The sequence below is a fragment of the Marinomonas shanghaiensis genome, assembly GCF_003259175.1.
In the GTDB taxonomy this organism is placed as follows: Bacteria; Pseudomonadota; Gammaproteobacteria; order Pseudomonadales; family Marinomonadaceae; genus Marinomonas; species Marinomonas shanghaiensis.
Map to the genome: position 1 here is coordinate 1 of NZ_QGOK01000023.1, position 14,537 is coordinate 14,537.

13 protein-coding genes are annotated in these 14,537 nt (G+C 43.6%); 4 read left to right on the plus strand and 9 right to left on the minus strand.

Translation table 11 applies throughout. The annotated features are described in order from the left end of the window. Window positions 1-64: 64 nt before the first annotated feature. Together DKT73_RS16800 and DKT73_RS16805 are read right to left on the minus strand one after the other, a co-directional pair. Window positions 65-2,281 (minus strand): methyl-accepting chemotaxis protein, encoded by a 2,217-nt coding sequence (locus DKT73_RS16800; protein ID WP_111639708.1) that lies wholly within the window; start codon window positions 2,279-2,281, stop codon window positions 65-67. A 206-nt stretch (window positions 2,282-2,487) separates the two neighbouring features. After that, entirely contained in the window at window positions 2,488-4,422 is a 1,935-nt protein-coding gene (locus DKT73_RS16805) for a bifunctional 2',3'-cyclic-nucleotide 2'-phosphodiesterase/3'-nucleotidase (RefSeq protein ID WP_111639709.1), read from the minus strand. Between the two features lie 341 nt (window positions 4,423-4,763). Here DKT73_RS16805 and DKT73_RS16810 point away from each other — a divergent pair, with 341 nt between their 5' ends. Then, window positions 4,764-4,958, plus strand: coding sequence for a hypothetical protein (locus DKT73_RS16810; RefSeq protein ID WP_157959200.1), 195 nt, complete (start codon window positions 4,764-4,766; stop codon window positions 4,956-4,958). Between the two features lie 134 nt (window positions 4,959-5,092). After that, window positions 5,093-6,448, plus strand: a complete 1,356-nt coding sequence (locus tag DKT73_RS16815; protein ID WP_111639711.1) for an IS5 family transposase — start codon at window positions 5,093-5,095, stop codon at window positions 6,446-6,448. A 204-nt stretch (window positions 6,449-6,652) separates the two neighbouring features. On the opposite strand, the gene DKT73_RS16820 is transcribed toward DKT73_RS16815, so the two are convergent. Both DKT73_RS16820 and DKT73_RS16825 read right to left on the minus strand, forming a co-directional pair. After that, on the minus strand, window positions 6,653-7,345 hold the full coding sequence (locus tag DKT73_RS16820) for a hypothetical protein (RefSeq protein ID WP_157959201.1): 693 nt from the start codon (window positions 7,343-7,345) through the stop codon (window positions 6,653-6,655). Between the two features lie 691 nt (window positions 7,346-8,036). Then, window positions 8,037-8,714 (minus strand): zinc metallopeptidase, encoded by a 678-nt coding sequence (locus tag DKT73_RS16825; protein WP_111639713.1) that lies wholly within the window; start codon window positions 8,712-8,714, stop codon window positions 8,037-8,039. A 113-nt stretch (window positions 8,715-8,827) separates the two neighbouring features. On the opposite strand from DKT73_RS16825, the gene DKT73_RS16830 reads away from it, so the two are divergent. Further along, a complete protein-coding gene (locus tag DKT73_RS16830; protein ID WP_111639714.1) occupies window positions 8,828-9,406 on the plus strand; it encodes a DNA-J related domain-containing protein in 579 nt (192 codons plus the stop codon). Between the two features lie 158 nt (window positions 9,407-9,564). Further along, on the plus strand, window positions 9,565-10,749 hold the full coding sequence (gene mltA, locus DKT73_RS16835; RefSeq protein ID WP_111639715.1) for a murein transglycosylase A: 1,185 nt from the start codon (window positions 9,565-9,567) through the stop codon (window positions 10,747-10,749). Between the two features lie 82 nt (window positions 10,750-10,831). Here the strand turns inward: mltA and DKT73_RS16840 are convergent, their stop codons facing one another. From DKT73_RS16840 to corA, 5 genes are all read right to left on the minus strand, one after another. Beyond that, window positions 10,832-11,752: an energy transducer TonB gene (locus tag DKT73_RS16840; protein ID WP_111639716.1), complete on the minus strand. Its 921-nt coding sequence runs from the start codon at window positions 11,750-11,752 to the stop codon at window positions 10,832-10,834. Then, on the minus strand, window positions 11,749-12,180 hold the full coding sequence (locus DKT73_RS16845; RefSeq protein ID WP_111639717.1) for an ExbD/TolR family protein: 432 nt from the start codon (window positions 12,178-12,180) through the stop codon (window positions 11,749-11,751). The genes DKT73_RS16840 and DKT73_RS16845 overlap by 4 nt, the downstream gene beginning before the upstream one ends. Beyond that, window positions 12,177-12,599 carry an ExbD/TolR family protein gene (locus tag DKT73_RS16850; protein WP_111639718.1) on the minus strand — a complete coding sequence of 141 codons (423 nt, stop codon included), beginning with the start codon at window positions 12,597-12,599 and terminating at the stop codon, window positions 12,177-12,179. Before DKT73_RS16850 ends, DKT73_RS16845 begins: the two co-directional genes overlap by 4 nt. Next, window positions 12,589-13,266 (minus strand): MotA/TolQ/ExbB proton channel family protein, encoded by a 678-nt coding sequence (locus tag DKT73_RS16855; RefSeq protein ID WP_198666651.1) that lies wholly within the window; start codon window positions 13,264-13,266, stop codon window positions 12,589-12,591. The genes DKT73_RS16850 and DKT73_RS16855 overlap by 11 nt, the downstream gene beginning before the upstream one ends. A 212-nt stretch (window positions 13,267-13,478) precedes the next feature. Continuing rightward, window positions 13,479-14,432 carry a magnesium/cobalt transporter CorA gene (corA, locus tag DKT73_RS16860; RefSeq protein WP_111639720.1) on the minus strand — a complete coding sequence of 318 codons (954 nt, stop codon included), beginning with the start codon at window positions 14,430-14,432 and terminating at the stop codon, window positions 13,479-13,481. Between the last annotated feature and the right edge of the window lie 105 nt (window positions 14,433-14,537).

Genomic DNA, 14,537 nt, shown 5'->3' on the forward strand with positions numbered 1-14,537 from the left:
AAAAACTGTCAACCTATTTTAGGACGACACAACTTTTTAGCTGACTAAAAAGACAAAGCCTGACTCAACCAAGCTTAAAACGGCTAATAATACGCTCAAGATTCGCCGATAGTTTTGCCATATCATCACTCGATTTTGATATTTCAGCGATGGTCTTCTCATTCTGAGAAGAGGCTTTGGTGACAATTTCAACATTCCCGCTTATCTCATTGGCGACCACGCCTTGCTCTTCCGAAGCGCTGGCGATTTGCTCCATCATATTACTGACGTTATCAACATAGTGAACCGCGTCCTCAAGCGACTGTGCTGTATGAGTGGCGGCACCCGATACTTTTTGTACGTAATCCACACAGGAATGCAGCATCTTTTGAGCGGTTAATGCTTCCGTTTGTAAACTGCGAATGATGTCCGCAATCTGCTCTGTTTCTTTTTGAGTGTTGGACGCCAAGCCGCGGACTTCATCGGCAACCACCGCAAAACCACGACCAGATTCACCGGCACGAGCGGCTTCAATCGCGGCATTTAATGCCAATAAATTGGTCTGATCAGAAATCCCTTGGATCGTTGTGACTACTTTGGAAATAGCCTCTGTGCGTTGGTTTAGCGTATCGACCGTTACTCGCGCACGTTGCACTTCATCAGACACTTGAGCCATATCTTTCACAGCGTTTAATAGCTCGGTTTGACTCTCACTCACTCGCTGTTTGGCGTCTTCGGCCGCGCCTGCTGCGTCTTGAATATTACGCGCCACGTCGGTCACAGAAATCGCCATCTGCTGCATTGAGTTACCAATTTCTGTAGTACTCGTGTGCTGAGACTGTACGTTAGCACTGGCCTTCTCAGAAATAGTAGCGAGTTCACGAGAAGCAGACGACTGGGATACGGCGCTATTTTTTACCTGTTGAATCAACTCATTGAGGTTATTCGACATCGCTCGCATGGCACCGTAAACACTAGAGGCTGACGCCGTATCACTAAAGTGAACAGATAGATCACCAGCGGCAATTTTCTCAGCAATTTTTTGCATCTCTTTAGGCTCTGCTCCAAGCGGGGCCAATACCGCTCTGGCTACCCACAAAGCGATAAACACCACACAGATACCGATAACAATCGCCAATATGAGAAACGCATAATTGAGCTTGTTCACACTGGCTAACGCTTCCGCTTCACTCATTTCTGCCGTCAAAATCCATTTTAAGTCCTTGTATTCAAATGGCGCATAAGAAGACAATACCGCATCGCCCTTATAGTTTTTGATAAGCTGCGTATTTGAAATACCTTGACTACCTTCGGTCAAAGCAAGGGTATCAACTCGGCCTCGCTCTGGATAACGAAACGACGCCAGAACAGAGTGAGATTCTGGATCAAGGATAGAATCTGAACGCATCTTTCCATCCTCACCCATTAAATAGGTTTCACCTGTAGAACTCAGGCCAATATTCTGTGACATGATCTGATTCAACGCATCAATTGGAAATTGTGCGATCACAATCCCTATCTGCTTTCCTTCTCGGTAAACAGGTGTTGATAAAAAGCCTGCTGGTGCTTGGTAAGACGGCAAATACAAAGAAAAGTCGGTAAATGTGACACCGTCCGATGACAACGCCTTTTGATAAGCCGTAGCAAGACCAGAGTTTTTAAAGGGACCGGTTTTTAACGAGGAGCCAAAATCCACCTCTTTAAACACGGTGTAAATAACATCACCGTCTAACGACACCAAAAACACATCATAGAAACCAAACTCTTGCTGCACTTTTTGCAAATAGGGGTGAATACTTTGATGGAAACCGTCGTAAGCTGGAATATCGCTGGATGTTAGTGCCTTATCTTTCTCCCCTACAGAATGAGGGTTATTCGCTATATAAGCATATTGCAAAGCAATCGCAGCGGGCGACAGCTGAGACGTTAGGGAGCCAGGTTGAAAGCTCGCCGTCTCGTTTTCTGGCAACCTTGAGGCGAATTCTGTTTGATAAAAACGGTTCAACTGATTAAATTTTTTGTCATCAACAGGAATAGCTTTGAGTCGATTATAGGTATTTTCCAAAATAGGCAACATGCGCACGACAGAGGGGTTTTCCGCTAACAAAGACAGTCCATTTGATAAGGTGTCAAGATACGCCGCAATAGACTGCTTTTTGGTTTCTCTTAACGACATTAATTGATTATTGCCCATTTTGATTAAAGCATCTGATGAGAAATAAACCGCTACTGCCGAGGAAATTAAAACCGGAAGAAAACCCACCAAGAGTAGAATCGCCAGTATTTTCTTTTTAAACGTCATAAGTCAATTCCATTACGGTTAGGTAACAATTCACACAATTTTGCTGTGTACGTATAGCTATCGATACAGGCCAAACAATCCTGAACGTCATTTCACACCTTGGTCCAAAGTAACGTATATAATGTCAAACGCTTACTTCCATGTAGGCATTTAACGCTCTCTCTAGAGAAAAACCAAGTGTAGATTTGTAGACGATTGCCGCGTAGCTATTTCATTTGGAACACAGCAAAACCATTGTCGTCTAAAGACTGATACGTCATGTTGTTACTGGCCACCTCTTTTGCTTTTGGCGTCGTCGTAAACAAGACCTTCGCTTTACCAAAATCGGTGAATGACCAGTTACCATCTGCAGCAGGATTAATGGTCTTCTGGCTAAGCAGATAATTTGCCACCACATCACGATTTTTATCTGGCGCATCAATCACGATAGTCTCGCCATTGAGGTTTGGAAAATGACCGCCACCGCCCGCACGGTAATTATTGGTCGCTACTAAGAACTCATCGGTCACGTTCAAAGGCTCGCCATTAAACATGACTTGGGTGATACGATGCGCATCCTTATTCACCACGTCCCCATCACCGTTGTAACGAGCCGGTTGTGTCACATCGATACGATAGGAAATGCCATCAATGACATCGAAGTTATAGGTTGGGAAAGACGGATTCACCAATTCTTGAGGCTGAGTAGACGTCACATCAATTTGGTTAAACTGCCCCGCTGCGACTTCTAACCACTCAACGACTTGTGCACCGGTCAGTTTCACCACTTTTAAATCGTTAGGGTAAATGTACAAGTCACTGACGTTTTTCAATGCGATGTCTCCTTTTGGCACATCGGTGTAATACTCTGGGCCACCACGACCACCAGCCTTGAACGGTGCTGCCGCAGACAAAATAGGCAAGCCTTCATAAGAGGTGCCACGAACAATATTCTCCACATACCAAATCTGCGCATTGTTCACGATCTGAATAGAAGGATCATCTTGTACCAATGCAAAAAAGCTATTGATGTCAGCGGTAGATTCACCCACTTTGCGGCGCATATAGGCTAATGTGCCTTCGTGCTCGGTTTTCACCGCGTCATTAATACTTTCATCCGCTGCGACTAAAGCCACCGTGTCGCGGCCTTCACGACGTGCAATAGCACGCACTTCCGCTTTGCCATCGGCGACTTGCCAACCATTACCCGCAGGCTCAAGTGTTAAATCAATCACCCCAAGGTGAGAACCCCAAAAACCCGGCATGGTGGCAGGCTTACCAAACACCGTCCCTTTTTCACTGTTCACACCGTCAAAGGCATCAAAGGCTTTATCGCTAGGGAAAATCCGATGGGAGTGACCAAACAAGATCGCGTCGATACCATCGACTTTTGCCAAATGATAAGAGGCGTTTTCTTCGCCTTTTAAATAAGGCGAATTCATCATGCCACTGTGCGGAATCGCGATAATCACATCAGCCCCATTGGCTTTCATTTCCGGCACGTACTTATTGGCGGTTTCAATGATGTCTTTGGCGATGACTTTATGGGTTAAATTGTCTTTATCCCAGGTCATAATTTGTGGCGGCACAAAACCAATGTAACCGATTTTGACCGTTTGTTTTTTGCCATCAGAATCAACGAAGGTTTTGTCTTTGATAATATAAGGCTGGAAGTAAGGCTGGTCATTAGACGCATCATTGTCGCCATCATCCACGTAGACATTCGAGTTAATATAAGGAAAATTGGCACCGCTTAAACTTTTCATTAAAAAGTCTAAGCCATAATTGAATTCATGATTACCAATGTTGCCCACATCGTAACCCATTAAATTCATCGCTTTAAACGCTGGGTGTGTCTCACCAAAGCGCAGCACGCGACCTTTTGCCACATAATCGCCCAGCGGCGTGCCCTGTAATAAGTCACCATTATCCACCAACACAGAGTTTGCAACCTCTGCACGGGCCGCCTTGATCAAGGTCGCCACACGGGACAAACCAACCGCGTCACTTTGCTTATCACCGTAGTAATCGTAATCCACCAAATTCATGTGAATATCGGTAGTTTCCATGACTCGCAGATCAATGGTCGAGGCTTGCGCCATCGCAGCAAACAACAAAGAAGATGCGAAAAGCGTCGCGCCTTTAGGAACAAAAAACATCATGCAAAAACTCCATTCATACAAACATCTTACGCATCGAAAAAGACTAACCAAAAAGTCAATTTTCATAGTAAGCCGATGTTATGCGAAGTTCATGCCTTTTTTGTGACGATTTTTTAATTCGTTCTATGACGTCGATGAGTAAAAAACAGATAGTTTGACTCTACGTAATTATTTATCGCGCACGAGGTTGTAATGCCATAACATCTATCACTCAGCAATTTAGAAATCAATAAAAACGGGAGAATTCAGTGGAAGAGCTATTAAGCGAGCTAAGATCATTACCTAAAGAAAATCAGACGAGTACCAATAACTACAACGTCCCAGCCCGAGGATTTCTTCTAATGGCTACGAAAGAAGCCAAATCAAACGACTCTGCAATAGGACTTTTAGGCGGGCTGATTACTAGAAATTATGAAGACAATGAAATCGAAGAGATTAACGCTAAAAACCTTATTGATAGAATGAACAAAGAGCTACATGCTTCAAATGACAGAACCGCAATCTTTAATTCGTTTATTGAAGCCCTAACTTACTGATCAAGAAAAAAAGTAGTCGTCCCTGAAAATCTCTCAACCTATTGAATCTAATGCATTTTTATAAGATAGTTAATACCTAAATCTTACGATAAATACGCCTTTAGACCTAAAAAGTTGCAGAATGGGTGAGTTTTATGAAACCTCGTCAGTCAAAGATCGTCCCGCAAAAGGATTTATTCCAACCTCAGCTCGTAGACATCATTAACCCCAATCATCCTTTAGTTCGACTGGCTAAGGTCATTGATTGGAACTTGTTGGATAACGAATTGGGGGGGCACTTTGCGACGGTTGGCGCAGCGGCTCTGCCGACTCGTCTTATAGCTGGATTGCTGTATTTGCAGCACTTGCATAATTTGTCTGATGAGATGGTGCTGGAGCAATGGCTTGAATCGCCTTATTACCAATATTTTTGCGGCGAAACCTTTTTCCAACACGACTTCCCGTGCCATCCAACCAGTCTTGTTAAATGGCGAAAACGGTTAGGAGAAGAAGGCTGCGAATGGCTGCTTACCCAGACGATACAAGCAGGATTGAAACTAAAAGTCATCAAACCAGCGAGCCTAAAACGAGTCGTGGTAGACACCACAGTACAAGAAAAAAACATCACCTTCCCAACCGATGCCAAGCTCTACAACAAGGCTCGACAGCAGCTCACTCAGGTAGCCAAAGAACAAAATATCACGCTAAGACAAACCTACGACAAAGCCTGTCATGAGTTAATGCCTAAAATTGGACGCTATGGTCACGCCAAACAATACAAACGGATGAGAAAAGCGATTAAGCAAGTGAAAGGCTTTTTAGGGCGAGTCATGCGAGATATTGATCGGCAAGTAAAACAACAAGGGTTAACGCTCACCCAAAAACAGGAAGACACACTTAACCAAGCCTACCGATTACTAAAACAAACTCGCCAGAGCAAAAACAAACTGTATAGCTTGCATGAACCCAATGTGGACTGCATATCCAAAGGCAAAGCGCATAAACGCTACGAATTTGGTGTGAAAGCCAGTATCGCCGTGACCGCGAAAGAATCCTTTATCGTGGGAGCAAGAAGCTATCCAAGCAATCCTTATGATGGACATACGCTAAAAGATCAACTTCAACAAGTTGAAACCCTGACAGGAAAAAAGCCGGAAACCTGTTTTGTTGACCGAGGATATAAAGGGTCTGGCGTGGAAGACATTAACGTCTTGATTGCAGGTCAAAAACGCGGAGTCCCTAAGAAAGAGAAGCACTGGATGGGAAGACGAAACAGTGTAGAACCCATCATAGGGCATCTCAAATCGGATGGAAAACTCAGACGATGCTTCTTAAAAGGAGTACTGGGCGATGCGATCAACGTGATTTTAAGTGCCTGTGGTCAGAACCTACGTAAGCTACTGAAGTGGCTTTATTGCGCCCCATATTTTGGGCCATTTTTAAGACGATTATGGCTGAAAATAATTTTTCCACTGGAAAGACCTAAAAATAGCATGGCGCTTCTAGCCTGAAACGCCATTATTCAGGGACGACAAAGTATTCTACCGTATACAGCTTGAAGTAAGTGCACAATAACTTTAAAGTCATCATCTTTTTTAAAACGGTAACAAACATAAAAAGTTATTGGATGTGGTAGATTTTTCTCACTGAGGCTTTAAGGGCGTTTTTAGCAAAAAAAAGAAAACTCTAAACTAATTTCTGTATTGTAAATTCGTTTAACTAACGCTCTTTATAAAAGCTCTTAACACAACAGTAATTTCAAAGCCTTCATAGAAGTCCATAAAAATAGCATGACCGTCCTCACCTTCTGTGTGCCACTTATACATAAAAATTTGAGGATTTTCTCCACGAGCTTCCTTCTTTTCAAAATAACAAGCAATTTTTGAAGCTGTCTCATGTATATCTTGGTTAGCTTTATACGAATTAAATGATTTTTCATTAATCATTTCACTTGAAAACATACGAAAGCTTCCATTCCATTTTTTTCCATAATGATTATAGTAAAGTCCTAGTGCTATGTGTTTTATTGCATTCTCAAATCTTGGAATATCAACAAAAAATGAGCTCTCAACATTAATATCTCCCTCCTCAAACGATAAGAAATGGCTTTTATTTTGACAAAAACTATTATAGACATGAGGTGTACGATTGACAGCTCTAGTGAACTTAGTATTCAAATGTCTTTCTTTATCTATATTACCTTTTTTTGCAGATAGAAGAAGAAATAATAAATATTCATCATCTTTCGACTTTTGAGAGTTGTGCTCATCACATGAAGGCACAGTGATTAAATTCTTTCTAAAATCAATACCTTCAGGTAAATCCTTTTTTTCCGGAAAAAGGCATTTCGGAGGAACATGTTCGAGCGATGTAGCCTCTTTTTCACACATATAACAAGTTTTTTCCATATGTATCACCGTAAATATAGAATTTTACTTTCTTAGGAAGTAATGTCATTGACGAAAATATAATCCTTTCAATATTATTATGGTAAAAGAATAATACTCTCTAATTAACAAAGTGAAAATAGCTTATCCTTTCGACCTATAACAAGAAAAAAACTATCTCTAAAGTTTCGTTATGAAGCTGTAATTCATTGGTGCGAGGGAGAGGATTCGAACCTCTCTACGTTCTTATTGACTGCAAATATTTCAATTAATACACCATCTCTCGTAAGGATTGGAATGTCCCACCATGGCCTCGCAAGAACGCCATTCCGCACCACACACATGATTTAACGTCTGATATTTTCACAACAAGCTCCTTCGTTTTCTTTACGCCATCGTAGATAGTTTCAATTAACTCAGTCACTTGGGATTCCAATCCAAACGAGATGTCAGCATTTATCTCTATATTTATTGCCAATTCTTCTATTCACTAATACTAAAACGCTTGATTACTTTCTACCAGTAAAAGCAGACATCAATGAGAACCAAACGGCGTTTTGATGAGGTAGGCGTTAGTTTCGAGGAAAAACGCCGTTTGGTTCGAGTTTTGTGAGGACGTAACATGTCGGCCTGAAGGCGTGACTTACATCAACACGTCGGATTACGGTCGTGCCTCCCTCATCAAACCTACGAGACGGAGGACAGCAAGGAGTTAGCGTTTAAACCAGCGCCAAACGAAGAGGACTTTGATGAGTGCGGCGGCGACGTAGGTCATGGCGCAGGCCGTGAGGATCTTCTTCACTTTGGGTAGGTCTTCCTGTGGGATGTAGTTGCCTTCGGCCAGTATGGGTAAGGCTTTATTGAAACTGGCGTCCCATTCTTCGGGTAGAATGGCAACTTGCACTAATACGGCCAACAGGCCAGATAACCCAACCACCAACGCGTGCAGCGGCACAGCGTAAGGCAAATGCAGCAACAGCGTGATAGCTGGCCAGCCTAACAATAAACCTGCGGTGATGCGTCTCGCCATGTGCGCTAAAGGCAAATAACGCGTGCTAAGGTGGGAGATTTTTTGTTTCTTTTCGTGGGCAATGGCGTGACCGACTTCGTGAGCCGCTACCGCAACAGCGGTGAGCGAGCGGCCGTTTAATACGCTAGGGCTTAGACGAACGACATGTTGAGCAAAATCGAAATGGTCATGACCTTCTTGTGTTGCTTCCACTTTGACCTCATGAAGCTCAAAGCGTTTGACTAAGTGCGTGGCCAGTTCTCCGCCCGTTCCAGGCAGGTCGTTACGATCGGTAGAATAGCGCTTCAAGGTGTATTTTACCCAAGCACTTGGTCCAACCAAGAGTATAAGTGCGATGACAATTGCAATAATCCACAACATAAATCTGTCTTTCTACAACCCAAGTTAACAAAAAATATCCGGCTCAACTTTGACCATTTTTGTTGTCATCACATACACTGTATGAAATAACACCAAACCAATAAGAGCTCAATATGAAAAATCCCTTAGTTGGTCCGATTCTCGCGATCTTAAAAACGCATCCTAGCGGCATCAGTGAGTTTGATATTCTCAAAAACCTGAAAGATCAGTTGCCTGAGTTTAGTCAGCTTGCCGACGATAGTAACCTACAACTTTTTCGCCAGCATTTTCTTATCATGAATGCCCTGTATCAACTACAAAGCAGCCTTTGGCAAGAAGAAAACCTAATGCTCAGTATCAGTGCCATGCGGATTCAGCTGCTTAGCGCGACACAAATCCGTCTTTCACAAAGCACGAGCTTAAACGACAGTGTGGATGCCAAACTGGCAGCTTACTACCTAGACTGGAGCGAATACGAAAAAACCGATGCCGACGAAGTCTCCCGTCTCCTCAATAGCTTTTACAAAGGCATCAGTTTACCTGGCAACCGACACTCAGCACTCAAAACACTGCAAATCGACAGTACGAATCCCACCAAAGCCATCATTAAACAACAGTACCGAAAATTGGCTCAGAAACATCATCCTGACCGAGGCGGCGACCAAGATATTTTCATCGGTCTAAGACAAGCCTATGAGTACCTTATGTTTTAAAGGTTCCCCAGCAGAACAAAACCCGTCTTTTAAGTGTAAAGCTCACTTTCTGTGATTGCTTTCATTTCTATAAAAATTCAAGATGAACCTCGCTCATTATTTGTGGTCAAAACACGACCTTTTATGACTTCATTGATTCATTTTATAGAAACAGGCCTATGACTTTTTCCTCTTTTTTTCAGTCTCTTCAACCTTCTCGATTACTCTCTTTAAACCTTCGCCCTCTTTGTCTAGCGTCATTTACCTTACTGGCTAGCTGCAGTTTAACGGAGATTGACCACTCCAATGACTTTGAAAACAATGGTCGAGACGTCACGGCATTGAAACGTGACAGCCTATACCTGCAAGAAAGCCTTCCACCAGGATTGCCTTATCCAGATAAAAGCTTTCAAAGTGGCTTGGCCCAGCAAATCAAATATTTGAATCGTATTAAGGACAAAGATTATCTACTGGAAAACACCCAAACCAGTGTCGCGGATTTAAGACTCGTTGCCCAGGAAGTAGACAACTGGCTGCGCAATCCAACCCAGCAACCGAAATTGATAGCTCACCAGTTAGCAGGACAAGACAAAAGAGGCAACGTGCAAATCACCGGCTATTACGTTCCCATTTTGCCAGTGCGTCATCAACCAGATGACGTATACCGTTATCCACTTTATCGTAAACCGACACAACGAAATGCAGAAGGCAGATTTCCTTCCCGTGAAGAAATCGACTTTGAAAACGCCCTCGCTGGACAAGGTTTAGAAATCGCTTACACCGCAAGCTTGGTCGACAATTTTTTCCTACATGTACAAGGCTCTGGCGTTATTGAATATGAAGATGGCGAACGTAAACTCTTGTCTTGGGGCGGTGTGAACGGCCACGCTTACCGTAGTTTAGGAAAAGTGCTTATTGAAAAAGGTGAGATTGATAGGGCCGATATTTCAGCGCAAAGCATTCGCCAATGGCTAAGCGACCATCCTGAGCGTAATCGGGAGATTTTATCGACTAACCCAAGCTATTTGTTTTTCAGTGAAGGTCCACAAAACCCTGTTGGCGCCGCGAACGTGCCATTAACTCCGCTTTATTCTGCGGCGGTGGACCCAAATGTCATCCCGCTTGGGTCCATTTTATTGGCTCAAGTCCCTAAACTAGACCATTATGGCAACTTAATAGGGCATGATTTTCGTCTGTTACTCGCACAAGACAAAGGCGGTGCTATTAAAGGACCGGGACATATTGATTGGTATCAGGGCATAGGCGAAGAAGCCCACTTCCATGCGGGTCAGCTAAAACACTTTGGCAAGGTTTGGTTACTGCTGCCGAAGAATCCGATACCCGAAAAGTTGATTGCTAAATAAGCACATCCTTTTGATAACAAAACGCCGTACTGTCATCACCCAGTACGGCGTTTTGCGTTTATCTAGGGTTCACTAAAAACCATCACATAAGATCACTTAACTTAAAGGAAACGGGAAGGTTTATCTTGAGTTCGGTTTCCGTCATGTCTTTAGGAAATTTAGGCAAGGGCGTTGAACGCTTAATCATATCCAATACGGCATTGTCCAAACGCTTATGCCCTGAGCTTTCTGTAATCATCACATCGGACACCGAACCATCAGCATGTGCCACAAACGATAAAGAAACCACACCCTCTTCATTACGGCGACGAGAAGCCCTTGGGTAACGTTTATTTTGCGCCAATACCGATTTTAGCTCCGAGAAATAACTCGCTTTAGCGCCTGGGTTTCCACCACTACTCGCTGCATTGCCACTTCCTGTTGTGACCTTTCGGTTCGCCATGGAAGGTGGGGCAACTTGCGGAGAAGTGGCCTTCACCACAGATTGTTCTTGTTTGTTCGATTCAGGCTGCGGTTTTGGCTTAGGCTCTGGTTTTGGTTCAGGCTTTGGCTCTGGTTTCGGCTCTGGCTTTGGCTCAGGCTTCGGTTCTGGCTTTGGCTCAGGTTTTTTGACTTCAATTGGCGACTTTTGCTTGACCACAACAGGCTCTGGTTCCGGAATCACTTCAGGCTCTACCGCAGGCTCTTCAATGATTTCTGGCTCAGGTTCAACAACAGGCTCTTCGACCACTTCCGGTTCTTTTATGACTTCAGGCTCGACTTCTTGCTGAACCTCTTCAATAGGTTTTTCTGCAACGTCTTCTGCTTTTTTCACTTCCTCTTGAGCCGCCGTTGTTTGTGCCGCCGCACCAAGATCACCTAGCATACCAAGGTCGAACTCAATTCCTTGAGAGCCCGCCGCCTGACTGCCCTCAGTCGGACTATAGAAAACAGCATAAAAAGCCCCGGCGTGAAGTGAAATGGCTAAACCACCCGCTATCACCCAATGTCGCGTGGAAATCATTCTGTTCCTCGCTCTAATTGTGTCGCCAAACTTACCTTGGTCAATCCAGCCAATCGAACTTGATTAAACACCGGACGTAATTTCTCTAATGAAATACCACCATCGGCTTTAATCTGAACCCAAAAAGCGTCTTTGTCTGGCGCAGAGGTAAATTGTTGTTCTAAATACGCTTGCACATCGTCAATCGCAAATAACGTGTCGTCTACATACAGACTACCATCTGTGCCTAAAACGATTTCAATACTAGGGTCGGTTGCTGCTCGATTATCATTAACTGAATGGGGTGGCATGACGGCAATAGGATCGGCTTTTTGAATTTGGCCTGCCACCATAAAGAACACCAACATCAGAAACACCACGTTGATAAGCGGCACCATATTGTCGTCATTGGCGGCGTTTCTTGCTGCGTATTTTTCGCCTATTTTCATTTTTTCTCCGGCATGGCAAAAGCATTCGCAATCGATACAGTTTTTGCACCATTGAGTTTGAGACGATCGGCAAGATGCATCAAGGTCTGCAACGTAACTCCCTCTTCCGCCTTAATCACAAAAATACCGTCATTATGGTCTGTCACAAGCGACTGAATACGGGATTGATCGGAGAAACTAACCGCTTGCCCTTCTACCCAAACCTGATCATCATTTTGCTTCAAAGTCAGGATAAGATTGTCTTTCTCTTCGATGGGCTTTGGTGTGTCAGGCGTCATCGCTAAAGGCGTATCAACGATACGCCACGGCACAAAACTTGAGGTCAACATAAAGAACAAGAGCAAGATAAACACCACATCAATCAGTGGCGTTAAACTGATCGCATTCTTGCGTTTCGGCTGTGATAGGTTAAGCGGCATGCAACATCTCTTTGGTGGCTTTTGCTACCAAATGCTTCGCTTCTTTGCTAGTGAAAACCTGTGTCACCGCATCATTCATGTTATGAGCAATACGCTCAACTTTACGTTCCAACCAGCTCTGTAAGGTAACAACGGGAATGGCTACGGCCAAACCGACAGCTGTGGTTAACAATGCCTGCCAAATACCACCAGACAAGACAGAAGGGTCGACTTGATTCCCAGCGCCTTCCATTTGCTGGAAAGCGGTAATCATACCCAATACCGTACCCAACAAACCAAGCAACGGACTCAAGGTGGCAATAATTTCCAACGGACGCAAATAGGAACGAAGCTGGTTTAATCGATTCATTGCCCGACGCTCCACTTCCTCGCGAATCAAATCGGCACTGGTGTTCGCCGCTAATAACGCACGCATGGTATAACCGACGAGTGCATCAATAGGACGTTTTTCATCTAGCTTTTCAAGTGCCGTTTCTGCGCCCTGATTACGCCAAGCCTCTAAGGCAACATTGGTGGTTTTCAAACTTTCAGCGCGCAATGAGGACAGCTGCCAAAGTTTCAAGAAAACGATGGTCAGAGCCACAATAGAAAACACCATCAGAATCCACACGACAGGTCCACCGACCTGCAAGAAATCGATAATTTTCTGCTGTATTGAATTTTCCACAAGACTCTCCGCTGAATAGAACATATTGAACAAATGGTAGTCATTCTCAACCGCATTTTCAATATGTAATTCTCAAATACGACGAATAGATAACAATAAAGACGAAATAGTCGAGAAAAACGCCACACAGCGAGGGAAAGAACGCATGATCACAGGGCCGTTTCAATGATCATGCGAGAAGAAGTCGTTCAGAGGACTAGAAAACGATTGCTCTATAGCCAACCACGATGTTTAAAATACCAATAAGGTGCAAAGGCAGAAAAGACCATCAAACCTAACGCCGCAGGATAACCAAAGTCCCAACCAAGCTCAGGCATAACGTTAAAGTTCATACCATAAATGCTCGCTACAAGCGTCGGTGGTAGGAAAACAACCGATGCAATAGAGAAAATCTTGATGATTTTGTTCTGTTCGATGTTGATAAAGCCTTGTGTGGAATCCATCAAAAAGTTGATTTTATCGAATAAAAAAGTGGTGTGAGACATCAAGGTTTCTACGTCACGCATTACCTCACGCAAGGTTTCTGAGTAATCTTGGCGATTGGGTAAATGACGCAATAAAAATGAGATATTACGTTGCGTATCCATCAAACAAAGGCGAATTTTTCCATTACTGTCTTCTAGACGTGCCAACTTCTCAATAATGGTATCCAGCTCTGTTTCGTCATCTTCAAGCACCAAATGACTGACACCTTCCAACTGACGATGGGAATCTTCGAGCGTATCGGCGTGATTCTCTACCTTATTTTCAAGCAAGGTAACCAATAAATGCGCCGCTGAATCGACAATGATTTGGCCTCGGCGGGCACGCATTCGCAACAATCTAAAATCCGCCAACTCGGTTTCACGAATGGTGATCAATCTATCATGCTGCAAAATACAAGCAACCGTAGAGGTCTTATGACGACCTTCCGTTTGGTTCAAAAATAGCGAGTGAACATGAATGCCCGCTTGATCCACAAAACAACGGGCCGAGGCTTCAATTTCTTCGACGTCATCGGACTCTGGGAGATCCGTTCTTAACAATTCTTTAAGTTGTAAACGTTCGTCATCATCAGGTTCTGCGGCATCAATCCAATTGGCTTCCTTGTGCAACGTAGCAAAGTTTTCATCTTCTTTGGAAATCTCTTGAATCAACCCATTGGTGATTTTAAAAAATCTTAACATCTTCTTTCCTCGATATACTCGATACCTATCTCGTTCCAACTCTTTAATTCCCAGCACTATAGAGAAAAGCTAGGGAAGCAATAAGCTCTTATTATACTGAGATTT